This window comes from Sphingomonas hankookensis (genome assembly GCF_028551275.1).
Taxonomy (GTDB): domain Bacteria; phylum Pseudomonadota; class Alphaproteobacteria; order Sphingomonadales; family Sphingomonadaceae; genus Sphingomonas; species Sphingomonas hankookensis_A.
On sequence record NZ_CP117025.1, the window covers coordinates 3,027,647 to 3,053,346 of the forward strand.

Genomic DNA, 25,700 nt, shown 5'->3' on the forward strand with positions numbered 1-25,700 from the left:
CATTCCCGTACTCCGGCGGAGGCCGGGGTTCAGTTGGGTTACGGTCGTGAGGAACAAACGCATGTTCCGTAACTGGCCCCCGGCCTTCGCCGGGGTACGGTCATGGAACGTGCCAGTCCGCTTACCAGATGCGGACGCGCTGTTCGGGGGCGAGGAAGAGATATTCGCCCGCCGCCGGCTTGTAGCCCTGATACCAGGGGTCGAGGTTGCGCACGACCCAGGCGCGCTGTTCGGAGGGGCTGTGCGGGTCGGTCAGCAGCCGCTGGCGCAGATTCGCCTCGCGGTAGCTGCGCCGCCACACCTGCGCCCAGCCGAGGTAGAAACGCTGTTCGGGGCCGAAGCCGTCGATCACCTTCTGATCGTTCGGATAGGCATGGGTATAGGCGTCCCACGCGGCGGTCAGGCCGGCGAGGTCGGCGATGTTTTCGCCGAGCGTCAGTTCGCCCTTCACATGCAGGCCGGGCAGCGGTTCATAGGCGTCATACTGCTTGACCAGTGCCGCCGTGCGTTCCTCGAAGCGCTTCACGTCCTGCGGCGTCCACCAGTCGGTGAGGCTGCCATTGACGTCGTATTTGCGGCCCTGATCGTCGAAATGGTGGCTGATCTCGTGGCCGATCACCGCGCCGATCGCGCCGTAATTGACCGCCGGATCGGCGTTCGGATCGAAGAAGGGCGGCTGCAGGATCGCGGCGGGGAATACGATCTCGTTCATCACCGGGTTCGCGTACGCGTTCACGGTCATGGGGGTCATGAACCATTCCCACTTCTGGATCGGCTTGCCCAGATGCTGCACGTTGTAGCGCTGCTGCCACTGGTTCGCGCGCAACATGTTGCCGAAGGCGTCTCCCGGCGTGATCGTCAGGTCGCTCATGTCGCGCCACCGGTCGGGATAGCCGATCTTGGGCGTGAAGGCGGCGAGCTTCGCCCGCGCCTTCGCCTTGGTCTCCGGCGCCATCCAGTCGAGATTGTCGATCCGGCGCCCCATGGCCTCCGTCACGTTGCGGACCAGTTCGTCGGCCGCCGCCTTGGTCGCGGGCGGGAAGAATTTGGCGACATAGGCCTTGCTGACATCGTCGGCGACCGCTTCCGAAGTGAAGTCGACCGCGCGCTTCCAGCGCTCCTCCTGCTGCGGCGTGCCCGACAGGACGGTGCCGTAGAAGGTGAAGCTTTCCTGGTCGAACGCCTGCGGCAGGACGCCGGCGAACCCGTCGAGCGAGCGGACGAGCAGCTGGTCCTTGAGCACGGCGAGCGGCGCCGCGCCGATCACCTTCGCCATGCCGGTGAAGGCGGTCGGCTGGGCGACGATCACGTCGGGGGTGTTCGCACCGAGCGTGCGGAAATAGGTCGCGAAGTCGAAGCCCGGCGCGCGACGCTGCAGGTCGGCGACGGTCATCTTGTTATAGGTCTTGTTCGCGTCGCGGCTTTCGATCCGCGTCCAGTGCGCGCGGGCGATCTGCGTCTCGAACGCGACGATCGCGGCAGCGCGGGCGGCGGCATTGGGTTCGCCGGCCAGCGTCAGCATCTTGGCGAGATGCGCCTGATACGCCTTGCGCTGTTCGACCAGCTTCGCATCGGTCGACAGGTAATAATCGCGGTCGGGCATGCCGAGCCCGCCCTGCGACGTCTGCAGCGCATAGACGGTCGGGGTCTTGTCGTCCGGGCCGACATAGGCGCTGAAGGGCGCACCGACGCCGGCCTGCGACGCCTTGGCCGCCAGCGCGGCATAGCCGGCCTTCGACGAAAGCCCCTTGATCTCGGTCAGCCACGGCTGGATCGGGGCCAGCCCCTTCGCCTCGATCGCGGCCTGGTCGAGATAGGTGGCATAGGCGACGCCGATCTTCGAATTGGGATCACCCTTCGCCGCGTCGAGCAGTTCGCGGGTGCGCGACTTCGACAGGTCGTCCAATGCGGTGAACATGCCGTAGTTCGACTTGTCGGCCGGGATCGGCGTGATCTTTTCCCAGGTGCCGTTGGCATATTTGTAGAAATTGTCGCCGGGCTTCACGCTGCGGTCCATGCCGGCGACGTCGAAGCCGAAATCGCCGATCTCGGGCTTGGGCGCGGGGGCGGCGGTTTCGGTTACCGCGATCGGATCGGCATTGCCGGTTTGCGGTGGCGGCGTGGTCGCGCAGGCCGACAGGGCCGACGCCGCAAGCAGGGTGGTGAGGACGAAACTACGCCGCATCGAATAAGCCTCTTCGTATCGGGTGATACGTTATGCTGCACCCGGGCTTATCGATCGTCAATATCTAGCTTGGGTTGGGTGCGATCCCTTGCTCCTTCCCAATCCGTTTGCTTCGAGCGCAGGTTCGAGCCTGTCGAGAACCGAAGTCGAGAAGGGGTTGCCGCAAACAAGCAGTTCTCGACGGACGCTTCTCGACAAGCTCGAAGCTGCTCGAACCGAACGGAGGGTTAGATGGCGGATCGCCCATGCCCGCGCCGCTTCCACTTCGCCGCGATCCACCACCGCCAGCCGAGCGCGGCGATCGCGTACCCCAGCACCGCGCCGATGACCGAGCATACGACCATGCCGAGCGCGGTCGCCGGACCGACCTCTGCCACCAGCCATTCGAGCCAGCCGGGCGGTGCGGCGACCGCGTCGCCGATCGGGTCGCCCGGCACCACGCGGTCGATGTGGAGCAGCCAGGCGCCCACCTTGTAGTAGAGGATGAACAGCAGCGGCGTGGTGATGGGGTTGGTGAAGAAGGTGGTCAGCGCCGCCGCCGGAACGTTTGCGCGCAGCGGAAGCGCAAGGACGGCGGATGCGGGAATCTGTCCCAGCGGGATCAGGATGCCGGTGAACATGCCGAGTGCCACGCCACGGGGAACCGAACGGCGGGTGAAGCGCCAGAGTTCGGGGGCGAGGACGCGGTGCGCGACGGGGCGCAGGAAGCGGATCGATTCGATCGATTCGCGGGTCGGCAGGTTCGCACGGACCCAGCGCAGCGCACGGCTGCCCAGCCGCCGGTCGTCGTCGCCGCCTGCATCAGCCACGGTCGCGGAGCAACCTTCCCTGTTCACGCTTCCAGTCCCGCTCCTTGATATGTTCGCGCTTGTCGTGGTTCTTGCGACCCTTGGCCAGTGCCAGTTCGACCTTCGCCCGCCCTTTTCCGTTGAAATACACCGATAGCGCGATCAGCGTCATGCCGTCGCGCGCCACCGCCCCGTGCATCTTGTTTATCTCGCGTTCGTGAAGCAGCAGTTTACGCGGGCGGCGCGGTTCGTGGTTGAAGCGGTTGCCGTGGCTGAATTCGGGAATGTTCGAATTGATCAGCCACACCTGTCCGTCGCGGACATCGGCATAGCTTTCGGTGATCGACCCTTCGCCGAAGCGCAGCGACTTCACCTCGGTCCCGGTCAGCGCGATGCCGGCTTCGTAGACCGTGTCGATTTCGTAATCGAACCGCGCGCGGCGGTTTTCGGCGACGGTCTTCTTCTTGTCGAACAACTGGGGACGCGGACGGCTCATGGGCGGGACATAGGGTGTCGGGGGCGTGGAGGGAAGCGTCCGTCGTGCTCCTCGTCGCTCGCGGGGAGGGACCGCGGCGAAGCGGGGGTGGAGGGGGTTGGCCGCGAACGCTGCCGTTGTGTGTGCGGCGGCCCCCCTCCACCAGCCTGCGGCTGGTCCCCCTCCCCGCATAGCGGGGAGGATCTTGATTACGCGTCGAGGGCTTCGCGTACCTTTCTTGCCAGTTCGTCCACGCCGAACGGCTTGGGGAGCAGCCGCGTGCCGGGGTCGAGCACGCCGTTATGGACGACCGCGTTGCGGGTATAGCCGGTGGTATAGAGCACGCGCAGGTCGGGCCGCATCGCCAGCGCCCGGTCGGCCAGTTCGCGGCCGGTCATGCCCGGCATCACGACGTCGGTGAACAGCAGCCTGACGCGCACCCCCTGTGCCAGCAGTTCGAGCGCCTCCGGTCCGTTGGAGGCATGGAGGACGCCATAGCCCAGGTCGCGCAGCACCTCGACCGAGAAGCTGCGGACGCGCGATTCGTCCTCGACCACCAGCACCGTTTCGTCCGGGCTGCCGCGGCGGATCGGCTGGAGCGCGGCGCGCGGCGTGGGTGTCGGCGTCTCGCCATAAAAGCGCGGCAGGTACAGGCGGACGGTCGTGCCGACATCGGGTTCGGAATAGATGCGGACATGGCCGCGGGACTGGCGGACGAAGCCGAACACCTGACTGAGGCCAAGGCCCGTGCCGCGCCCGACCGGCTTGGTGGTGAAGAACGGCTCGAACGCCTTGGCCAGCACGTCGGGCGCCATGCCGGTGCCGGTATCGGTGACGGCGATCATGACATATTGCCCGGCGGCCATGTCGGCCTCGCGCGCATAATCGTCGCCGACATGGGCATTGGCGGTCTCGATCGTCAGCTTGCCGCCATCGGGCATCGCATCACGGGCATTCACCGCGAGGTTGACGATGGCATTTTCGAGCTGGCCGCGATCGGCCTCCGCCCGCCACAGCCCGGCGCTGAGCACCGTCTCCACCGCGATCCGTTCGCCGAGCGTCCGGGTCAGCAGCTCGGTCAGGTCGGCGATCAGGCGGTTGCCCTCGACCGGTTCGGGCGCCAGCGGCGACTGGCGGGAGAAGGCGAGCAGGCGCTGGGTGAGCGCGGCGGCGCGGGTAGCGCCGTCCTTCGCCGCCTCGACATAACGCTCGACATCGCCGCGCCCGCTGGCGATGCGGCGCTCGATCATGTCCAGCCCGCCGATCACGACCGCGAGCATGTTGTTGAAATCGTGCGCGATGCCGCCGGTCAGCTGGCCGACCGCCTCCATCTTCTGCAACTGGCGCACCTGCGTCTCGGCGGCGGCGCGGGCGCTGGCGGCATTGTGCAGTTCGGTGGCGACGCGTTCGAGCTGTGCATCCTGCCGCCCGACCTTCGCCTGCAACCGAAGCAGCGCGTCGGCGCGCTGGACGGTGACCCAGCTGATCTCCGCCACTTCCTGCAACAGCGCGATTTCGCCCGGCAGCCAGTGACGCGGTGCGCCATGACCGACGATCAGCAGCCCTTCCAGCCGCCCGTCCTGCCGCAGCGGCACGCAGAAGCCAGAGACGGCTGAATAGGATGATGCCTCGCTACCGACGAAATCGGGGTCGATCGCGAATTCGTCCGATACGATCGTCCGCCCGGCGCGCAGCAGCGCGGTATTGCCCTGCCCGAAGCGGTCGAGCGAATGTTCGCCGGTCAGCGGCGGCAGGACCCCGTCGTTCCACCCGCCCATATAGCGCACGCGGTTGGCCGCGACGCGGGCGAAAGCGACCCGGTCGACGCGGAGCCATTCGCCAAGCGCGCGGGCGGTGAAGCGCATGATCGCGTCCGGATCGGTCGCGGCGCGTTGCCGGGCGCTGAGCGACAGGACGAATTCGCGCTCCGCCTTGGCCGCCAGCGCCGCCAGTTCGGCCTGTTTCCGGTCGTCGATGTCGTAGCTGACGCCGGGAAAGCGCAGCGGGCGCCCGCTATCGTCGAAGGTGCAGCGGCCCTGCGCCGACACCCAGCGGCAATTGCCGCCCTGGTCGACGACGCGATATTCCGAAATGAAGGTGCCGTCGCCGGTCGGGTCCATCGCGCGTTCGATCGCGCGCTGGGCCATCGGCAGGTCGTCGGGATGGATTCCTTCGAAGAAGCGGGCGATCGGCGCGCCCTGCTCCGCCATCTTCGGATCGACGCCGTAGAGCAGCGCGAACCGGCTGTCGGCGCGGATCATGTCGGCCTGCACGTCCCAGTCCCACGCACCGATATTGCGCCCGGCGGACAGGGCCAGTTGCAGCCGTTCGTCGGCGGCCGCCCGTTCCCGCTCGGCCACGATGCGCGACGTCGTCTCCCCCGTCACACAGAACAGGCCGGCGACCTGCCCTGCATCGTCAAAGGCCGGGGAATAGGTGAAGGTCCACCAGCTCTCCTCCGGCTCGCCGGTGCGGGCGAGGTCGAGCTTCATGTCGGTGGCGACGATGCTGCCGCCGGCAAGAGTCTGGTCGACCAGCGGGACCAGTTCGTCCCAGATGCTGGCCCAGACGATATCGAAGCGTTCGCCCAGCGCGCCGTCGAGCCGTAACCCCAGGATCGGGCGATAGGCATCGTTGTAGAAGCAGCGCAGCTCCGGCCCCCAGGCGAGGAACATCGGCGTCGGGCAGGACAGCATCATCGCCAGCAGCGAGCGCAGCGACACCGGCCACCCCTCGATCGGGCCCAGCGGGGTCGTCGACCAGTCGCGGGCGGCGATTTCCGCACCGGTCACCGTCTGGGTTGAGAGAGGTCCGTTTGGCATAGGCCCTGCGTGTTACGCCGCAGCCCCCGCTACGGCAATGGATGCATCCCCCCGCTTCGACCTTCCCATCCTCAGCGCACCAGCCCGGCATGGGCGAGCGCGGCATCGACCGCCGCGCGCGAGGCTTCGGACGCGGGCGTCATCGGCAGGCGCAGGTCGGTCGGAAAGCCCGGGCGGACGCGGCCCATCGCATATTTGACCGGACCGGGCGACGCATCGCTGAACAATGCGGCGTGCAGCGGGAACAGCCGGTCCTGAATGGTCAGCGCCCGGGCAAAGTCGCCGGCGGCGCAGGCGTCCTGAAACTCGGCGCACATGGCGGGCGCGACATTGGCGGTGACCGAGATCGCGCCGACCCCGCCCATCGCCATGAAGGCGAGCGTCATGTCGTCATTGCCCGACAGCTGGGCGAAACCGGTGCCGCAGCGCGCACGGTGTTCGGCGACGCGCGCCATCTGTCCGGTCGCGTCCTTGATGCCGACCACTACGTCGGGGAACGCCTTCACGATCCGCTCGACCGTCTCGACCGCGATGTCGGTGATGGTGCGGCCGGGCACGTTGTAGAGCACGATCGGCAGGCCGCCCTGCGACGCCAGCACCTCGAAATGGCGGAACACCCCTTCCTGATTCGGGCGGTTGTAATAGGGCGGGACGAGCAGCGCGGCGGTGGCGCCCGCGGCCTTCGCGGCATGGATGTGGTGCAGCGCGACGGCGGTGTCGTTCGACCCGCAGCCCGCGATCACCGGTACGCGGCCACGTGCCTGATCGACGCAGACGCGCACGACATGGTCATGCTCCTCGATCGTCATCGTCGCCGCTTCGCCGGTGGTGCCGCAGGGAACCAGCGCGCTCGACCCGCTCTCGATCTGCCAGTCGACCAGGGCGCGGAACGATGCTTCGTCGAACCGACCGTCGGCGAACGGGGTGACGAGCGCGGGAATCGAACCGGAAAACATGGAAAACGCGCTCCGCAGACAGGGTTTCGAGCCGAAAAGGTGGCGACAGATAGGGCGGGCTTCCATATCATGTCCAGTATGCTGACCACCGTGTTCAAGAGCGCGTTCCTGCTCACCGGCGTCGCGAGCGCCGCCATGGCCGCCGGGATGTTCCATCCCGCCGCGCAGATCTCCGTCCAACCGCTGCCGCCGTCGATGGTGCAGCCAGCGCCGATCACCGTGCGACCGATGGTCCAGCCGGTGGCATCGGCCCCGGCCTATGACCCGATCCAGCCGGTGCTGGCCGATTGGAAACGGTTGCAGCAATCCGACAATTATCCCTTTACCGACTATGCCCGGTTCCTGCTGGCGCATCCCGGTTTTCCCGGGGAAACCAGCCGGCGCGCGGCGGCGGAGACGGTGCTGGCGGACGGCGCGCAGGACCCGGCGACGGTGCTGCGCTTCTTCGACCGCTATCCGCCGCTGACCGCCGCCGGGCGGCTGCGCATGGCGGAGGCGTTGGCGGCGAGCGGGCGGATGGCCGAGGCGCATGAAGCGGCGCGCACGGCATGGCGCCGGGGGGCGCTGCGCACCAATGACGAGGCGAAGCTGCTCGGCCGGTTCGCCTCGGCGCTGACCCCGCAGGATCATGACGCGCGGATGGACCGGCTGTTGTGGCAGGGCGCGACGACCGCCGCCGGGCGGCAGATCGGCTATGTCTCGGCGGCGATGCGGCCGACCTTCGATGCGCGCATGGCGTTCCGCACCAATGCGGCGGATGCCAGCGTCCGGGGCGAACAGCCGGGCGTCGACCGGACCGATCCGGGCTATATCGGCGACCGCGCCAGCTGGCTGCGCGCTACGGGTCAGTCGGTGGCGGCCCGCTCCTACCTCGCGCAGCCGCGCCGTCTGTCGCGCAGTCCGGGGGATGTCGAGGAATGGCTGGAGGTCCTGCTGACCAATGCCAAGGCGGCGCAGGCGGACAGCCAGTTCGACCTCGCCTATCGCATCGCGTCGCAGATCGACGATGCGTTCCCGGCGGGGACGGTGATCGCCGACGCGGCCTATGGCGAGCGCGACGACTATACCAGCCTCGCGTGGCTGGCGGGGACGGTCGCGCTGCAGAAGCTGAACCGGCCGGCGGATGCGACCGGCATGTTCGCCCGCTATGCCAGCGGATCGCGCACGCCGACCGTCCGGACCAAGGGCTATTACTGGGCGGGGCGCGCGGCGGAGGCAGCGGGCGACCGCGCCACCGCCGACCGCTGGTACGCGCAGGCCGCCGATCTGGGCGACCTATATTACGGACAGCTGGCCAGCGAGCGGATCGGCCGCCCCCTGCGTGCACCGGGCAATACCGCCGATCCCGCAGCGGTCCCGGCGGCCGTGCGCGCGGCGTACATGAACAGCGATGTGGTCAAGGCGACGCGCTATCTGGGCCGCACCGGGCAATATGGCGATCAAGGGCTGTTCGTCCGCAAGATCGCCGAGGACGCACGCAGCGACACCGATCATGCGCTGGCGGTCGAGCTGGCGCAGGCGATCGACCGCCCGGACCTGAGCGTCATGGTCGGGCGCAGCGCGCTGCTGAACGGGCATAGCGACTATACGCTGGCGGGCTATCCGTCGGTGCAGGTCAGCGGGGCGCAGCGCGATCAGTTCACGTTGATCCACGCGATCGCGCGGCAGGAAAGCCAGTTCGACCGCACCGCCGTCAGCCGCACCGGCGCGCGCGGGCTGATGCAGTTGATGCCGGGCACCGCGCGCGAGACGGCAGGGAAGCTGGGGCTTTCCTACAATCCGTCCTCGCTCAATGATCCGGCGTATAACATGGCGCTGGGGTCGAGCTTCATTCAGCGGATGCTCGATTATTATGGCGGCTATTATCCGCTCGCCATTGCCGCCTACAATGCCGGGCCGGGCAATGTGAACAAATGGCTGCGCGCCAATGGCGACCCGCGCACGCCGGGAGTCGACATCGTCGATTGGGTGGAGAAGATTCCGTACACCGAAACGCGCGGCTATGTGCAGCGCGTGCTGGAAAATGCGGTCGTCTATGACCTGATCCATGCCGACAAGGCACGGTCGAAGGGGCCGAACAATCTGAGCTGGTATCTGGGGAAGAACCGACCGGGATGAGCGAACCGCGTCCGAATTACATCACCCCGGCGGGTTATGCCGTGTTGAAGGCCGAATATGACCAGTTGCTGGGCGAGGAGCGGCCGAAGCTGGTCGACGTCATCGCCTGGGCCGCGGGCAATGGCGACCGGTCGGAGAATGGCGACTATATCTATGGCCGCAAACGGCTGCGCGAGATCGACCGGCGGCTAGGCTTTCTCGCCAAGCGCATGAAGGCGGCGCGGGTGGTCGATCCGGCGACGCAGACCGAGCGCGGCCGGGCATGGTTCGGTGCGACGGTGACCATCGCCGACGAGGACGACAACCACCGCACGCTCGAACTGGTCGGCGACGACGAGGCCGATGCCGGCAAGGGGCGGATCGGGTGGAACTCCCCCATGGCGCGGGCCTTGCGCGGCAGCGCGGTCGGCGACGTGCGGACGGTCGCCCTGCCGGCGGGGGCGAAGGAAGTTGAGGTGATGGCGATCGTCTATCCGTGATTCGACGCTTGGCGGGGGAATGATGTGCGGTTGCTCATGGCGACGATCGGGTTGTTGCTGTCGGGTTGCGGAGGCGCCCCATCGGACGCACCCGTCATCCATGTCGAGACCCACAGAACCGACGCGTCGACCGGCAATGTCCCCGCCCTCCCCGCCGATGTCGTCGCCTTTCGCCTGAAACGCGATGAATGCGACCATCTGCGCGGCGAGGAAGCGACCGGCCCGGCGCGTGCGGCGTTCCTGAAATATGGGATGGAGCGGACCTGTACTGGCACCGACGCCGCCCTGCGCTTGCTTCGCCAGCGCCATGCCGACGACCCGGCCGCCATCGCCGCACTGGCAGGATATGCCGACGATATCGAGTGATGACGCGGCGTTACCGACTGCCATCGGGCGGTAAATTTGGTACGTTGACGAACCCAGCCGCCCTGCCGTCCGTTCGCTTGGGAGGAACCCGACCGAGGAGACCCGATGCCCCATTACACGCCGCTGATCGGAACCATCGTCACCGCACTGGTCGCGGCGTTCGCGCTGGGGGCGATGGCGCACAAGCTCAGGGTGTCGCCGATCGCCGGATATCTGCTGGCGGGTGTGCTGATCGGGCCGTTCACGCCCGGCTTCGTCGCGCATTCGGGGATCGCCACCGAACTGGCGGAGATCGGCGTCATCCTGCTGATGTTCGGGGTCGGGCTGCACTTCTCGCTGAAGGATCTGTTGTCGGTGTGGCGCATCGCCGTGCCGGGCGCGGTGGTGCAGATTGCCGTCGCGACGACGATGGGCTGGGGCCTGTCGCAATTCCTCGGCTGGTCGCTGATGGCCGGCATCGTGTTCGGCCTCGCCCTTTCGGTCGCGAGTACCGTCGTGCTGCTGCGCGCGCTGGAGGCCCGCGCGCTGGTCCAGACCGAGCGCGGGCGGATCGCGGTCGGGTGGCTGATCGTCGAGGATCGGGCGATGGTGCTGGCGCTCGTCCTGCTGCCGGTCGTCGCCGTCGCGGTCGACCCGGCCAAGGCCGCCGCGCCCGGTGCGATCGTGACCGCGATCGTGATGACGCTGCTGAAGGTCACCGGCTTCGTCACGCTGATGCTGGTCGTCGGGCGGCGGGTAATCCCCTGGGCGCTGCACTGGGTGGTGCATACCGGATCGCGTGAGCTGTTCCGGCTGGCGGTGCTGGCTATCGCATTGGGTGTGGCGTTCGGGGCGGCGCTGGCGTTCGACGTGTCGTTCGCGCTCGGCGCGTTCTTCGCCGGCATGATCCTGGGCGAAACGCCGCTCAGCCGGCGTGCGGCGCAGGAAACGCTCCCCTTGCGCGATGCGTTCGCGGTGCTGTTCTTCGTGTCGGTCGGCATGTTGTTCAATCCGCAGGTGCTGGTCGAACAGCCCGGCCCCCTGATCGCGACCATCGCCATCATCGTCATCGGCAAGTCGGCGGCGGCGTTCGCCATCGTCCGCCTGTTCGGCCACCCCAACCGCACTGCCGCGACCATCGCCGCCAGCCTTGCGCAGATCGGCGAATTCTCGTTCATCCTCGCCGGCATCGGCACCAGCCTGAACATTTTGCCGAGCGAGGGGCGCGACCTGATCCTGGCGGGCGCGATCCTGTCGATCATGGTCAACCCGTTCCTGTTCGGCGCGGTCGCCGGACGCGGCGAGGAGCCGGGCCCCGCGCAGGAACGCGAGGCGGCGCGCGAGGAAGCGCGCGAGGATCATGTCGTGCTGATCGGCGCGGGGCGGGTCGGGCGGCTGATCGCCGAAGGGCTGCGCGATGCCGGCCGCGCCTTCGTCGTGATCGAGGACCAGGCCGATACCGCGCGCACGGCGCAGGCGCATGGGTGGAGCGTGGTGCTGGGCAATGCGCTCGACCCCAATGTGCTGCGCGACGCGGGGGTAGCGGAGGCGACCAAGCTGCTGATCGCCATCCCCGGCGGGTTCGAGGCGGGCGCCATCGTCCAGCATGCCCGGGGCATGAACGCCGGCCTCTACATCCTGTCGCGGGCGCATTCGGCAGAGGAGGTGCAGTATCTCACCCGCCACGGCGTCGACCAGGTCGTGCTGGGCGAGGAGGAGCTGGCGCGCACCATGTTGCGCCGGGCCGAGGAACAGCGGTTGCAGGAGGCATAGCCGCCGCCGCCGGGACAGGATAGACGAACGCCATGGCCACCCATCACGCCCCCACCGGCAACGTCGCGTTGCTGATCGATGCCGACAATGCCGGCGCCGCCTATCTCGATTCCGTGCTGACGGTGCTGGCCGAGTTCGGCACGGTCAATGTCCGTCGCGCCTATGGCAATTGGGAGAAGCCTGGGCTGAAAAGCTGGAAGGCGCTGCTGATGCGCCACGGGATCGAGCCGTTCCAGCAGTTCGACATCACCAAGGGCAAGAACGCGACCGACATGCGCATGACCATCGACGCGATGGACCTGCTTTTGCGCGGCCGCATTACGGGTTTCGGGATCATGTCGTCGGACAGCGACTTCATGCCGCTGGCCCAGCGCATCCGGCAGGAAGGAGTGCCGGTTTACGGCTTCGGCACCGACCGGACGCCCGAAGGGTTTCGCGAGAGTTGCACCCGCTTCATCGACGTCGCGTCGCTGGATGTCGAGGACGTGGCGAACATGCCGCTGCCGCCGGCGATCGGCGGCGTCGCTGCGCCGGCTGCGGCGCCTACCGCCAGGCCCGCCCCTGCCCCGGCGCGCCGCCAGCAGAAGGTCGATGCGGCGCTCGTGAAGCTGCTGTCCGATGCCTATGACGCGTCGAAGGTCGACAAGAAGGGCTTTGCCAGCCTGTCCGAAGTCGGCCAGCGCGCGGCCAACCGGTCGAGCTTCGACACGCGGAACTACGGGTTCAAGCGGCTGTCGGACCTGATCGAGAAGGTGAAGGAGTTCGAGGTGGAACGGCGCGATACGGGGGTGTTCGTCAAGCGGGTTTGAGGGGGACGCCTGCCTTTTCCTCACGCACTCCGTTTGCTTCGAGCCTGTCGAGAACCGTCCGTCGAGAAGGCGGGGCCACAATCGGGCCGTTCTCGACAGACGCTTCTCGACGAGCTCGAAGCTGCTCGAACCGAACGGGTAACAGGCGGGATTTCGCCCGCATCCGTTCGTGCTGAGTAGGGGCTGAGCGAAGTCGAAAACCCGTATCGAAGCACCGGTGGCGGTCCTTCGATACGCCACTTCGACAGGCTCAGTGGCTATTCAGGACGAACGGTGGGGAACGCGGAAAGGTCTTTTCGACGGTCGGTTCTCGACTTCGCTCGAACCTGCTCGAAGTGAATGGATTGGAGGAGGGGATAGCAAATGCCCTACACCGACTCCGGCAACGGCATCACGAACGTCACCTGCGTCCCCGGCGCCGCATTCTCGAAGCTGAGCGTCCCGCCCAGCTGCCGCGCCAGACTGCCGACCATGCGCATGCCCAGACTCGTCGGTCGCGCCGCGGTCGGATCGAAGCCGGCCGGCAGCCCCTGCCCGCGATCGACGACTTCCAGCCATAGCTGCCCATCGTCGCAGCGCGTCGCGATCCGCACCGCCCCGCCGCCCTCGCCATAGGCATATTTGATCGCGTTGGTGACCAGTTCGGTCAGCAACAGCCCGAGCGGGATCGCGGTGTCGCCGCTGACCACCAATGGCGCGATGTCGCAGTCGATCGCGTGGTCGGGCGCCTGTTCCTTCAGCTGGTCGACGATGCCGCATAGCAGCCGCTCCAGCGCAACGACGCCGACCCGATCGCCCTGCCACAACTGGTCATGCGCCTGGCCGATGGCGACGATCCGCGCCTGCGCATCACCCAGCATCCGCTGCACCCGCGGGTCGTCATCCTCGCGCATCTGCAGGTTGAGCATGGCCGACACCATGGCGAGGCTGTTCTTGACCCGGTGCGACGCCTCGCGCGTCAGCAGTTCCTGATGCTCGATCGCGGCGCGAAGCGAGGCTTCGGCCTCCAGCCGTTCGATCGCGACGCCGATCAGGTTGGCGAAGCCCTGCATGAAGGCGAGGTCGTCTTCTTCGAACCGGCCATCCTTGCGGCTGTCGACCTCCAGCACGCCGAAGCGCTTGCCGTTCGCTTCGACCAGCACGTTGATCGCCCGCTTGACGCCGTGATCGGCCATGAAGTCCGGCGTGCGGAAGCGCTTTTCGTCGCTCAGGTGATTGGAGATCACCGCCTCGCCGGTGCGGAAGGCGAAGCCGGCGGGCGAGGCAAGGTCGTCGCCCATCTCCGCCTGCCCGACCACGCCCTCGTTCCAGCCGATGCCGGCGCGGACAATCAGCGCGCCGCCCTGGTCGTCATGATGCAGGAACTTGGCGAGCCGCGTCCGCATGCCGCGCGCGGCCAGTTCGACCGCCGCCCGCACGATCTCGTCGATGTCGCGGCTGCGCAGCGCGATGCCGCCGAACTCGGCCAGAATACGCTGCTGGTCGAGGCGATAGCGGATCGCATCGCCGGGATCGTCCGACCCCGCCCCATTTTCCTCGACCACCGGCATGACGATCAGCGCGTCAGCTTCTTGTACGCCAGCCGCGTCGGACGATCGGCCGCATCGCCCATGCGGCGGCGCTTGTCTTCCTCATAGGCTTCGAAATTGCCTTCGAACCATTCGACATGGCTGTCGCCTTCGAACGCGAGGATGTGGGTGCACAGGCGATCGAGGAAGAAGCGATCGTGGCTGATGACCACGGCGCAGCCCGCGAACGATTCGAGCGCCTCTTCGAGCGCTCGCAGCGTCTCGACGTCGAGGTCGTTGGTCGGTTCGTCGAGCAGCAGGACGTTGCCGCCCTCCTTCAGCATCTTGGCGATGTGGACGCGGTTGCGTTCACCGCCCGACAGCTGGCCGACCTTCTTCTGCTGGTCCTGCCCCTTGAAGTTGAACGCGCCGACATAGGCGCGCGTGCCCAGTTCCTGCTTGCCGAAGCGGAACACGTCGAGGCCGTCCGAAACCTCTTCCCAGACATTCTTGTTGGGGTCGAGGTCGTCGCGCGACTGGTCGACATAGCCGAGCTTCACCGTCTGCCCGACCTCGATCGAGCCGCCATCGGGCTGCTCCTGGCCGGTGATCAGCTTGAACAGCGTCGACTTGCCCGCGCCGTTCGGCCCGATCACCCCGACGATGCCGCCGGGCGGCAGGTTGAAGTCGAGATTTTCGAACAGCAGCTTGTCGCCATACACCTTGGTCAGGTTCTTCGCCTCGATCACCTTGCCGCCGAGGCGTTCGGGGATCTGGATGAGAATCTGCGCCTTGCCGACCGCGCGGTTTTCCTGCTTTTCGACCAGTTCGTCGAACGCACGGATACGCGCCTTGGATTTGGTCTGGCGCGCCTTGGGCGTCTGCCGCATCCAGTCCAGCTCGTCGCGGATCGCCTTTTGCCGGCCGGCTTCCTCGCGCTCTTCCTGTTCGAGGCGCTTGGCCTTCTTTTCCAGATAGCCCGAATAATTGGCTTCGTAGGTGTAGTAGCGGCCGCGATCCAGCTCGAGCACCCAGTTCACGACGTTGTCGAGGAAGTACCGGTCGTGGGTCACGAGGATGACGTTGCCGGTATATTCCTTGAGGTAGTTTTCCAGCCACGCGACGCTTTCGGCGTCGAGGTGGTTGGTCGGTTCGTCGAGCAGCAGGATCTGCGGCTTTTCGAGCAGCAGCTTACACAGCGCAACGCGGCGCTTTTCACCGCCCGACAGATTTTCGACCGAAGCATCACCCGGCGGGCAGCGCAGCGCTTCCATCGCGATTTCGAGCTGGTTGTCGAGGCTCCAGCCGTCGACCGCGTCGATCTTCGCCTGAAGCTCGCCCATCTCCTCCATCAGCGCGTCGAAATCGGTATCGTCCTGCGGATCGCCCATTTCGGCCGAGATGGCGTTGAAGCGATCGACGAGGTCGGCGACCGGACGCACGCCGTCCTTGACGTTCTCCATCACCGTCTTGGTCGGATCGAGCTTCGGCTCCTGCGGCAGATAGCCGACCTTGATCCCCTCGGCGGCCCAGGCCTCGCCGGTGAATTCGGTGTCGATGCCGGCCATGACCTTCATCAGAGTCGACTTGCCCGCGCCGTTCGGGCCGATGATCGCGATCTTCGCGTCGGGCAGGAACTGCAGGTGGATATTGTTGAGCACCGGCTTGTTGGCGCCGGGGAAGGTCTTGGTCAGACCCTTCATCACATAGCTGTACTGCACGGCCATTGCCGACGGCTCCGTTTCGAATATCGGGTGATATAAAAGGTTCTGGCGCGATGTAGCGATGGGCCGGCGAATTGGCAACGCGGGCGCCATGGACCGGGCGCGCGGGCGGTCGGCCTGATTCGACCGTCGCCGTCGTCCATTCGGCAGCGACTCGATCCGGTGGCGGCGTCGTTCCGGCGGCCCGGGCCGATCGACGGCGGCACCCTTTCGCGATTGCAGCATGACATCGCGTTTTCCGCCATTTTCGGCTCTGTTTCCTGCCAAAATGTCACTTCGTCGTAACGCTGGCACGGTCCACCATTGGTCGCAAAGCCGCAATCTTGCCACAATTGGAGATTGACGGCGGCGTACAAGGCGCTATTGCGGCTATCTCGCGACGGCGGTGACGCCGGGATATTCGCGAAATGGAATTTTCTGGGAGTAACCCGAATGAAGAAGATCATGCTCGTCGCCGCCGCCGCCGGCCTCCTGTCGGTTGCCGCTTGCAAGAACACCCCGACCGACAACGCTGCCGACGCCGCGTCGGACAACCTGGAAATGCTGGCGGACAACCTCGAAGCGCAGGCCGAGAACACCTCGAACGAAGCCGTCGCTGCCGACCTGATGAACGCTTCGGAAAACGCCGAAGACGCGTCGGACGCGATCGAGAACGCCGCCGAGCACAACGGCATGTAATTCCCGTTCCCGCGTCCTCACCGACGCGGGAAGCCGGAATGAAGAAGGGGCGCCCCGGCAACGGTGGCGCCCCTTTTTCGTGGCCGATAACGGTCGTTACGCGGACAGCATCACGGTGGCGCGATTGCGGCACCTTTGCGACCTGTCGGTGAGCGAATATTGCACGCTGCGGCGCGGTAGCGTTCCGGCAGATTGCCGACAGCGCGATTGACGAGAATGTCCGGTCACGCGAACGTGCGGCGGCCACCCCTCCCGTCCGACGCCCCCTGTAAGGCCCCGCCATGATCGTGTCCGCGCCCACCGATTTTCGCGCCATCGCACTGAGCTGCCCCCTTCTGAGTGGTCCATCGACTATGACAGTCTGGATCAAGGAAGGGACGACGCATGCCTGCCAAGAAGCACAAGCCTGAGGAGATCATCGGGAAGCTGCGTGAGGTCGAGATCATGCTGGGCCAGGGCGGGACGACCGCTGAGGCATGCCGGCGGATCGCGGTCAGCGAGCAGACTTACTACCGCTGGCGCAAGGAGTACGGCGGCTTGAAGACGGATCAGGCGCGTCGGATGAAAGATCTGGAGAAGGAGAACCTGCGGCTGCGGCGTGCGATCTCCGACCTGACACTGGACAAGTTGATTCTACAGGAGGCGGCGCGGGGAAACTTCTGAGCCCCGCGCGACGCCGACGCTGCATCGACCAGGTGCGAGAGGTGCTGTACGTATCCGAGCGGCGCGTGTGCCGCGTGCTGGGGCAGCACCGGTCGACACAGCGCAAGGTGCCGTGCGGGGCAGATGACGAAGAGGTGCTGACCGACGACATCGTCGCGCTGGCCAGGCAGTACGGGCGCTACGGCTACCGCCGGGTAACCGCACTGCTGCATGCGGCGGGCTGGTCGGTGAACCATAAACGGGTGGAGCGGATCTGGCGGCGCGAAGGCCTCAAGGTGCCGCAGAAGCAACCTAAACGTGGCCGGCTATGGTTGAACGACGGCTCGTGCATCCGGCTGCGACCGGAGTATCCGGGGCATGTGTGGGCGTATGACTTCGTCGAAGCGCGGACGCATGACGGGCGCAAGTTCCGGATACTGACCATCATCGATGAGGCCAGCAGGGAATGCCTGGCACTGGTCGTCGCGCGCCAGCTTCGACACGAAGACGTGCTGGCAGCGCTTGCCGACCTGTTCATCGCGAGGGGTCCGCCCGCGCATATCAGATCAGATAACGGCAGCGAGTTCATCGCTACCGCGGTTCAGAAATGGCTCGGGCAGGTTGGCGTGAAGACGCTGTACATCGTGCCGGGTTCGCCGTGGGAGAATGGCTACAACGAGAGCTTCAACGGCTCGCTGCGCGATGAGCTGCTCAACGGCGAGATCTTCTACAGCCTCGCTGAAGCAAGGGTACTGATCGAGGCGTGGCGCCGTCACTACAACACCGTCCGGCCGCACAGCAGCCTGGGCTATCGGCCGCCCGCACCACAAGCGGCGACACCGCCATTGCCGGCCTCCGGTTCCGCTTCGCTCCACCTACGACCGGCAATGGCGGCGGAGACGACAATGCACTAACTAATAACCCGGACCACCCGATGGGGGCTGCTCAGCCGTCCCTTCATACGGTGTGTTAGGACCGCAAAGGACAGCTTCGGATAAGAGAGGAATGACGAGTGGCGGGAAAGCGTCAGCACTACGTTCCAAAGTTTCTGCAGCGCGGCTTCCTGTCCGAATCGAACGGCTCAGGCGACGGCGCGGAGCGCACCTGGCTTCATCGGCAGGGTTCGCCCGCCCGCTTGGTCGGGATCGCCGACGTCGGCGTGGAGGACTGGTTCTACTCTCGCAAGGGCATTCCCGGCGAGGTCACGCTGGACGACGCCATCACCGAGTTCGAGAAAAGCTTCAGCCGGGGCGTTAAGGAGCTGCGCCTCTCTGATCCGGGGACTGTGATCGATCCGGAACACGCCGCGCGGACGGTTACCCACCTCGTCATGCGGACGGCCCATCTGCGAAAGACCTTGTCGATCGGCGTAACAAGCCTCTTCCAAGAGATCGAGAGCCTGTTCACGGACCCTGCGCGCCTTGCGGGCATGCTCGGATTCTCTGGGCCGGCGCTGGCGTCGTCGGTCACGGAAGCGATCCAGGATTCCGCGCAGAAGCTGGTGCCGGCCGGCATCCCGGCGGCGTTCAGCGAGCGGCTCCTGACGTTCGTGATGCGCGAGCGTGGCGATGAATTCGCCTCGCAGGTTGCGGCTGTGCTGTCGCCGCTGCTGCCAGGGCTGTCCGGCGGGCTAGGCACGATGGTGCGTGACAGCCACAACACCATGATCGCAAAGCCACTCGATGACCATGGCTGGGTGGGAATACTCGCGGGCTTCTCTTGGACCGTTGAAGCTGGAGCGGACCTCATCCTGCCGGACGCGGTCGCCCTGTCCCGGGCCGGCGATGGCAGGCTGGAAGCGCTTCTGTTCACTGGAGGAGCCGACGCAACGCTGGTCCTGCTCCCGCTATCGACCGACCGAATGCTCGTGGGGCGCCTCAACCCCAGCGAACCGATCGATCTCTCGACATTCGGCGTCGAGGCCGCGGCGGCCTGCCAGGGCTTCTTCATCAGCGCGCGTTCGCGAGATGAGGACGGTGTCGCCGCAACGATCGGGAGTGGCCCAGCGAAGGCGATGGCCGACGGGATCGCCGAGGCGGTGGCGGATGCGGAGAGGGCGCGATCGCTGGCGCCAAGCGAGTTCGCCCCCGCATTGCCGCGCCAGTTCGAGTGGGAGCAATTCTCTTACCGGGTGACGCTGCACGATTTCGGCGACGACGTTCTCGCGAAGGAATACGCCGACGTCCTCCAGGCGGTGGTCGGAACCCTGTCCCGCGACATTCCACTGCAGGATCTGGACGGCGTCACGATCGCCGCCGACTACCCGGACGCTCTCGCCAAGCTCGACCGCGGCGACCCCGATCTCCCGCCGGTCGCAAGCGGTGCCTTGGCATACGGCGCTGGTGTCGCAATGCCGGTCACCGTGCTGCGCGATGGGAAGCACAAGGAGCATCTGGTCGTGGCTGCGGGCGTCGCGGAAGGGTGGACCTCAAGCGACCCGGCCGTGAGGGCGATGTGCCTCCATCTGCTGGTCAAGATGCTTGCTGGGATAGCCAGCAGCTCGCGGTTCGGCGAGGGCACTACCTTTAAGCCGGACGAAATGGGCCGCGAGCTGCATCTATCGGTGGCACGGGCCCCGTCGAAATACTGGAGCGCGAAGCATGCGGCCTACGTGTCACCTGCAGAGGGCATGGTCTACGCCGATCTGGTTATCGACAGCTTTGAGCACGCCAAGGCTGAGATCGCCATTGCTCGGTCGCGGATGAGCGGCCCGAGCGACGTCAATGATACCTTCCTCGTGGGAATCGAGACTGTAGCTGCGGTGCTGGGCCATGCAGCCGACTGGGTCGGCCATCGGGACGGCCTGGCCGAGGGGCAGCCGTTTGACTGTGGATCGGCGTGGAAAAGGGACCCCGGTAGCGGGGTGATCGGCGTCGAAAAGGGACCCCTCATCCCGTTGGTCTAGGCTGTTCGCTTGGCGGTGTGTCAGGCGGCGAGATCGGGATGCTGGTATTGGAGACGGTGTTGAGGATCCGGCGCGAGCACGCGTCGGGGAAGGCCATCAAGGCGATAGCGCGGGACCTGCACCTGTCGCGCAAGGTGGTGCGCAAGGCGATCCGGGCGCCGGAAGCGGACATGGGGTATCGGCGGGAGGTACAGCCGCTGCCGAAGCTGGGGCCATTTCAGGCGCGACTGGATGCGTTGCTGGAGGAAGATGAGGCACGGCCGCGGCGCGAGAAGCTGCGCCTCACGCGCATCCACGACCTGCTGCTGCGCGAGGGGTTCGACGGCTCGTACGACGCGGTGCGGCGTTATGCGGCCCGCTGGCGCCGGGCGCGACGTCGCGATGTGATGAATGCGCCGGCGTTCATCCCGCTGCTGTTCCGGCCGGGCGAGGCTTACCAGTTCGACTGGAGCCACGAGGACGTGGAGATTTCGGGCAAGCCGATGCGGGTAAAGGTCGCGCATGTCCGGCTATGCGCGTCGCGGGCAATGTATGTGCGAGCCTATCCCCGCGAGACACAGGAGATGCTGTTCGACGCGCATGCGCGGGCGTTTGCCTTCTTCGGAGGTGTGCCGACGCGCGGCATCTACGACAACATGAAGACGGCGGTCACGAGCGTGTTCACGGGCAAGGAGCGTGTCTTCAACCGGCGCTTCCTGGTCATGGCCAACCATTACATGGTCGAGCCGACCGCCTGCTCGCCGGCGTCGGGCTGGGAGAAAGGTCAGGTCGAGAACCAGGTGCAAACCGCACGCGGCCGCTTCTTCCAGCCACGCCTGCGATTTACCAGCCTCGAGGAGCTGAACGGTTGGCTGGAGGCCGAGTGTCGGCGCTGGACAGAGTTGCACCAGCATCCCGAGCAGAAGGAACTGACGGTTGCTCAGGCCTGGGCTGCCGAGCGCAGCGTGCTCCAGCCTGTTGTCGCACCCTTCGACGGCTTTCATGAGAGCGAGCATGCGGTAAGCGGCACATGCCTCATCAGCTTCGACCGCAACCGCTACTCCGTTTCTGCCAGGGTGGTGCGACGTGCCGTTCAGGTCCGCGCCTATGCCGACCGCATCGTCGTGCGCTGCGACGGGGAAGTCGTCGCCGACCATCCCCGGTTTTTCGGCCGGGACCGGACCATCTACGACCCGTGGCATTATCTGCCGGTGTTGGCGACCAAGCCGGGCGCCCTGCGGAACGGCGCGCCGTTCCAGGGCTGGGAGCTGCCGCCTGCGCTGGCACGACTGCGGCGCAAGCTTGGCGTCGGTGACGATGCCGACCGGCGGTTCGTGCGGGTGCTGGCCGCGGTGCTCGACGACGGACTCGAGGCGGTGGAAGCGGCCGTGCGCGAAGCATTGCTGGCCGGCGTCGCCAGCGACGACGTCATCGTCAACATCCTGGCCCGCCGGCGCGAACCGCCGCGACCGCTGACTATTGTCACGCCAGAAGATCTGGCGCTGCGCCATCCGCCCCGCGCCGACTGCAACCGCTATGACAGCCTGCGAGGCCTCCATGCAGCGGCATGAGATGATGACGGCCATGACCGAGTTGGGGCTGAAGGGCATGGCTGGCGCTTTCGACGAGGCGGTCACTACCGGTCTCCAGCGCAAGCGCACGACCATGGAGGTCCTGACCGACCTGCTGCGTGCCGAGGCGACGCACCGCCATGCAGCCTCGGTCCGTTACCGGATGTCGGCCGCCAGGTTGCCCGCGGTGAAGGACCTCGACGCCTTCGTCTTCGGCGACACTCCCATCAACGAGGGACTGGTGCGCTCGCTGTACAGCGGCTCGTTTCTTCCGGGCCGACGCAACGTCGTGCTGGTCGGTGGAACGGGTACCGGCAAGACGCATCTCGCCACCGCCATCACCGCCAATGTGGTACGAGCCGGCGCCCGCGGACGCTACTTCAACACAGTGGACCTGGTGAACCGACTCGAGGAGGAAACGCGCCTTGGCAAGGCCGGCACGCTGGCGGCCCAGCTCTCGCGCCTCGACCTCGTGGTGCTCGACGAGCTTGGCTACCTGCCGTTTGCACGCTCGGGCGGTCAAATGCTCTTCCACCTCGTCAGCAAGCTCTACGAGCAGACCTCCGTCATCGTCACCACGAACCTCGCCTTTGGCGAGTGGCCGACCGTCTTTGGCGACCCCAAGATGACCACCGCACTGCTCGACCGTATTACCCACCATTGCGACATCGTCGAAACCGGCAACGACAGCTGGCGCTTCAAACATCGAAGCTGACGCCCAGGACCACCGGCAGAGAACGCTTCGCGCTGGTTGCGCCTCCGGTCGGGCTACGCCCGCCCTACGCCGCAACCAGCGCGAACGGTGCACCCGTCATACCCGTAACGCTGCTCGACGAAGGGGGTCCCTTTTGGACGCCGATAGGGGGTCCTTTTTGGACGCCGATTGACAATCCTGTCCTAGCAGCGAGGCCCAGTGACCCGGCAGTCGGCTGGGTTCGGGCATAGCCGGCCGCTGGATGCGGATGGGCGGAAAGGCAGGGCCGACCGAGTAGGGGCAGTAGCCGACCACGGCATACATAGAACCTTGACCAGGACGGCCTCGGTTCTATGTATCTCATTTGAGATACAGGAGTCGGCGATGGCCTCTACCATGCTTCACGTCCGGCTGGACGAAGATATCAAGACCAAGGGCAATGCAGCGCTCGCTGCGATGGGCCTGTCGGCGGCGGATGCGGTGCGGCTTCTGTATCACCGCATCGTCGCCGATCAGGCGCTCCCGCTCGAACTGAAGGTACCCAACGCCGCCACTCGGCAAGCGATGCTCGAAGCGGATGCCATCATTGCCTCGCGTGCGGACCGGTTCGAGAATGGTGAGGCGATGATCGGCACGCTGGATGGCTAAGGGCGCTCAGACCAAGCGCGCCTCTCATCCCCGTGCCTGCGACTATACGAAGGCGTTCAGCAAGGATTGGGCACGCCTGTCCGGTTCGGGCCGGTATGACATGAACCGGCTGAAGGCCGTCATGCTCCTGCTCATCGCCAACGACGCGCCGCTGGGGCCGGAGTGGAAGGATCACCCGCTCAAGGGCGAATGGTCCTCGCACCGCGAATGCCATGTCGGCGGGGACTTTCTGCTCATCTACAAAACAGACGACGGTGCCGGTAAGGGCGGCACCATCGTCTTCGTCAGGGCTGGAACGCACGCCGACCTGTTCGGCGAGTAACGGCCCTATCGATCGCCACCTGCTCCGGTCCGCGACACTCCGGCATCACTGCGACGCTTGCGCGTGATGCCGGCACCGACCCTCGAACGCTTTTCGAGCGGCAGCAGCCGTATCGAATGCGGCTCGATGTTGCCGGTAATCGTGGGAACGTAGCGTGCGATGAAGTCGCGTCGCTCCGGGAGGACGACATCGAGTCCTTCCGTCGCCATGCGCTTCGAATAGTGCTTGCCATTCGTCCCTTCACGGGCGTGACCCATGACGTCCGCACGCATCAACGCATTGACGCCATCGACCTCGTAGAAGCTCGACCCGAGCGCGCGGATCGAATGGATGTCCGGCCCCTTGCCGGCAGGGTTCATGGGCAATGGCAGACGCTCGGCGATGTAATCGACCATATGCTGCCAAGCACGTTCATAGAAATGCGCGCCGCCGCGCTTCTCCTCGTTGACGTAGAGTTCGGGGAAAAGTGCGACATGGCCTTCGGCCCGGATCGCATCGACATAGTCGAGGAAACCAAGCCGGATGAGTTCTGCATGGATCGGCAGCTTGCGGTTGCGCGCACCGCGCTTTTCGCCAGCCATTTCGCCATCGCGGCCACGGGTCAGATTATCGCGAATGTGGAAGTGCGGGACGGGGTGGTCCGTGACGACGTCGGCGACCTCAAGCCCTGCAGTCTCCTCGCGGCAACTATGGTGGTAGAACCAGAGCAGCGGCAGGAAATAGGCGGCATCGTGCCAGACCTGCCGATCGCGTCCAGCGTCGCGCAGGCGTTTCAGCGCGCCACCGCCGCCGGTGTAGAGCGGAGAGGCGAAGAGATGTTCGAGGTGCGCCGTGGTCCACGGCGGGCGGGTGTCGATATTCGGATCGACCTTGATCGCGATGCGCCCGGCACCGAAGTCCATCACCGTCGTGCCCGGCAGGCGCGGCTTCCACGACGTGGTGGCCAAGTGCCTGGCAACGGTTGCCATCGTCGACAGGTCGCGGTTGATGGTCTTGGGATTGCGCCGATCGGCGGGAGCGACCGGGGGCAGCTCGGCGAGCACGTCCGCGAACGGGCGCGACATGGCACCCTCGGTCAGTGAGCCATAGTAGAAGCGGGCGGGCAGCTTCTGCATGCCCTTCTTGAACGTCGCCGCATCGAGGTGATTGTAGGCACCAAGCGGTTTGTCCCCGGTGATCCAAGCGAATGTTTCCATGATGCGGCGCTGCTGCCGTAGGTCGCCCTTCCAGATACCGTCCGTTTTCAGGTCGGCGAGGATGTCGTCGATCACTGCACTGAACGGACGCGAATCGTAGACCTGAAACTGACTGTCGATCGGCGGCGTGAGCGGGACGACCACCGGCAGGGCGGTTGCTGTCGGCTTCGGCAGAGTGGCCGGGGGGCCGAGGTCTGCCATCAGCGCGGCGATGGGGTCGGCCGCATCCATGATGTCGTCGTCGAAGACGCGCTGGACCCGGGTGCAAGCGCTTGCCGCGGCGCGGATCAGGTGCGTCCGGGCGACGGCAATGGTGTCCGCGTGAACCGGTGCGCCGATCGCTTCGAGCCGCTTCGCGACCACAGCGTCGGTCAGCAGATCGCGAATCTGCTGCGCGTAGTCCTCGATTGCCGGGACGTCGGCGCCAAGTCCGCGCGCCACCAGTTCGGCACGGTCCCGGTCGGTCAGTCCGAGATGACGGTCGGGGCGGCGGATGATCCGATAGGCCTCGGCTTCCTGCGCGGCGACCTCGGGCACGGACGATGACCACGACGCATTTTCATACGCACTGTGGACATAGGAGGTGAGCTCGGCTTCGAGCGCATTGCGGAACAGCGCCTCGATCTCGGGGCCGGTGAGGCGTCTTCCTTCTTCCAGCATTGCATCCACGCTCGACTTAACCCGGACAAAGCGCGCCGACAGGATCGCCGCGCGGGTGCGCGCGACCTTGGGATCGGCGGTGCCCAGCGCGAGCGGTACCGGTTTCGAGATAAGATTTCGGTAATGAACGCGACGCTGGAACACGTAGCGGCCGTTCGTTCGACGGGTATGGGGGATATGGGCCAAGGGCCTTCGCCTTTCGGCGTGTCCTACCATCGTGTAGTCGGTCCGTGTTACAGACCACGATAGCAAGCCACGCAAAATGGCGGAAATCCGTCGCTTTCGCGATAAAGTGGTCGGGGAGACAGGATTCGAACCTGCGACATCCTGCTCCCAAAGCTGATACAATTCCCAGTTTTCTGCGTCTATCGCTGTAAACGTTGGCAAAATAGACACTATAAGAAACAATGGGTTACGAGGGCC

20 protein-coding genes are annotated in these 25,700 nt (G+C 66.1%); 12 read left to right on the plus strand and 8 right to left on the minus strand.

The features are described 5' to 3' along the window. Positions 1-121: 121 nt before the first annotated feature. The 5 genes from PPZ50_RS14330 to dapA form a co-directional block, all read right to left on the minus strand. A complete protein-coding gene (locus tag PPZ50_RS14330; RefSeq protein ID WP_066689566.1) occupies positions 122-2,185 on the minus strand; it encodes a M13 family metallopeptidase in 2,064 nt (687 codons plus the stop codon). A 227-nt stretch (positions 2,186-2,412) separates the two neighbouring features. Beyond that, positions 2,413-2,994 carry a DUF2062 domain-containing protein gene (locus PPZ50_RS14335; RefSeq protein ID WP_232307914.1) on the minus strand — a complete coding sequence of 194 codons (582 nt, stop codon included), beginning with the start codon at positions 2,992-2,994 and terminating at the stop codon, positions 2,413-2,415. Beyond that, on the minus strand, positions 2,987-3,469 hold the full coding sequence (gene smpB, locus PPZ50_RS14340) for an SsrA-binding protein SmpB (RefSeq protein ID WP_066689565.1): 483 nt from the start codon (positions 3,467-3,469) through the stop codon (positions 2,987-2,989). The genes PPZ50_RS14335 and smpB overlap by 8 nt, the downstream gene beginning before the upstream one ends. 188 nt (positions 3,470-3,657) lie before the next feature. Further along, positions 3,658-6,270, minus strand: a complete 2,613-nt coding sequence (locus PPZ50_RS14345; RefSeq protein ID WP_126013955.1) for an ATP-binding protein — start codon at positions 6,268-6,270, stop codon at positions 3,658-3,660. Between the two features lie 71 nt (positions 6,271-6,341). Continuing rightward, positions 6,342-7,226, minus strand: a complete 885-nt coding sequence (gene dapA / locus PPZ50_RS14350) for a 4-hydroxy-tetrahydrodipicolinate synthase (RefSeq protein WP_066689563.1) — start codon at positions 7,224-7,226, stop codon at positions 6,342-6,344. A gap of 78 nt (positions 7,227-7,304) precedes the next feature. Here dapA and PPZ50_RS14355 point away from each other — a divergent pair, with 78 nt between their 5' ends. From PPZ50_RS14355 to PPZ50_RS14375, 5 genes are all read left to right on the plus strand, one after another. Continuing rightward, complete coding sequence (locus tag PPZ50_RS14355; RefSeq protein WP_066689562.1) at positions 7,305-9,344, plus strand: lytic transglycosylase domain-containing protein; 2,040 nt, start codon at positions 7,305-7,307, stop codon at positions 9,342-9,344. Next, positions 9,341-9,823 (plus strand): transcription elongation factor GreB, encoded by a 483-nt coding sequence (gene greB / locus PPZ50_RS14360; RefSeq protein ID WP_066689561.1) that lies wholly within the window; start codon positions 9,341-9,343, stop codon positions 9,821-9,823. The genes PPZ50_RS14355 and greB overlap by 4 nt, the downstream gene beginning before the upstream one ends. Positions 9,824-9,847: 24 nt before the next feature. Further along, positions 9,848-10,189 carry a hypothetical protein gene (locus tag PPZ50_RS14365; RefSeq protein WP_272815356.1) on the plus strand — a complete coding sequence of 114 codons (342 nt, stop codon included), beginning with the start codon at positions 9,848-9,850 and terminating at the stop codon, positions 10,187-10,189. Positions 10,190-10,294: 105 nt separating this feature from the next. Next, positions 10,295-11,941, plus strand: coding sequence for a YbaL family putative K(+) efflux transporter (gene ybaL / locus PPZ50_RS14370; protein WP_272815357.1), 1,647 nt, complete (start codon positions 10,295-10,297; stop codon positions 11,939-11,941). 32 nt (positions 11,942-11,973) lie between these two features. Further along, positions 11,974-12,750: an NYN domain-containing protein gene (locus PPZ50_RS14375; RefSeq protein ID WP_272815358.1), complete on the plus strand. Its 777-nt coding sequence runs from the start codon at positions 11,974-11,976 to the stop codon at positions 12,748-12,750. Positions 12,751-13,118: 368 nt separating this feature from the next. On the opposite strand, the gene PPZ50_RS14380 is transcribed toward PPZ50_RS14375, so the two are convergent. Together PPZ50_RS14380 and ettA are read right to left on the minus strand one after the other, a co-directional pair. Next, the gene (locus PPZ50_RS14380) at positions 13,119-14,300 is read right to left on the minus strand and encodes a sensor histidine kinase (RefSeq protein WP_272815359.1); all 1,182 of its coding nucleotides are present in this window, start codon (positions 14,298-14,300) and stop codon (positions 13,119-13,121) included. Positions 14,301-14,305: 5 nt separating this feature from the next. Then, entirely contained in the window at positions 14,306-15,985 is a 1,680-nt protein-coding gene (ettA, locus tag PPZ50_RS14385; RefSeq protein WP_272815360.1) for an energy-dependent translational throttle protein EttA, read from the minus strand. 441 nt (positions 15,986-16,426) lie between these two features. Here ettA and PPZ50_RS14390 point away from each other — a divergent pair, with 441 nt between their 5' ends. From PPZ50_RS14390 to PPZ50_RS14420, 7 genes are all read left to right on the plus strand, one after another. Next, positions 16,427-16,660: a hypothetical protein gene (locus PPZ50_RS14390; protein ID WP_241215467.1), complete on the plus strand. Its 234-nt coding sequence runs from the start codon at positions 16,427-16,429 to the stop codon at positions 16,658-16,660. 384 nt (positions 16,661-17,044) lie between these two features. Then, positions 17,045-18,216, plus strand: a protein-coding gene (locus PPZ50_RS14395) for an IS3-like element ISGbe1 family transposase (protein WP_272815361.1) whose coding sequence is annotated in 2 segments (ribosomal slippage) — positions 17,045-17,309 and positions 17,309-18,216 — 1,173 coding nt in all. Because the reading frame shifts where the segments join, the coding sequence is not laid out codon by codon here. A gap of 98 nt (positions 18,217-18,314) precedes the next feature. Beyond that, positions 18,315-20,207: a hypothetical protein gene (locus tag PPZ50_RS14400; protein WP_272815362.1), complete on the plus strand. Its 1,893-nt coding sequence runs from the start codon at positions 18,315-18,317 to the stop codon at positions 20,205-20,207. A 38-nt stretch (positions 20,208-20,245) separates the two neighbouring features. After that, complete coding sequence (gene istA / locus PPZ50_RS14405) at positions 20,246-21,757, plus strand: IS21 family transposase (protein ID WP_272815363.1); 1,512 nt, start codon at positions 20,246-20,248, stop codon at positions 21,755-21,757. Continuing rightward, positions 21,744-22,472, plus strand: coding sequence for an IS21-like element helper ATPase IstB (gene istB, locus PPZ50_RS14410; RefSeq protein ID WP_066691143.1), 729 nt, complete (start codon positions 21,744-21,746; stop codon positions 22,470-22,472). Before istA ends, istB begins: the two co-directional genes overlap by 14 nt. A gap of 363 nt (positions 22,473-22,835) precedes the next feature. Beyond that, positions 22,836-23,099, plus strand: coding sequence for a type II toxin-antitoxin system RelB/DinJ family antitoxin (locus PPZ50_RS14415; protein WP_272815364.1), 264 nt, complete (start codon positions 22,836-22,838; stop codon positions 23,097-23,099). After that, a complete protein-coding gene (locus PPZ50_RS14420) occupies positions 23,092-23,421 on the plus strand; it encodes a type II toxin-antitoxin system YafQ family toxin (protein WP_272815365.1) in 330 nt (109 codons plus the stop codon). The genes PPZ50_RS14415 and PPZ50_RS14420 overlap by 8 nt, the downstream gene beginning before the upstream one ends. Positions 23,422-23,426: 5 nt before the next feature. Here the strand turns inward: PPZ50_RS14420 and PPZ50_RS14425 are convergent, their stop codons facing one another. After that, positions 23,427-25,463 (minus strand): hypothetical protein, encoded by a 2,037-nt coding sequence (locus tag PPZ50_RS14425; RefSeq protein WP_272815366.1) that lies wholly within the window; start codon positions 25,461-25,463, stop codon positions 23,427-23,429. Between the last annotated feature and the right edge of the window lie 237 nt (positions 25,464-25,700).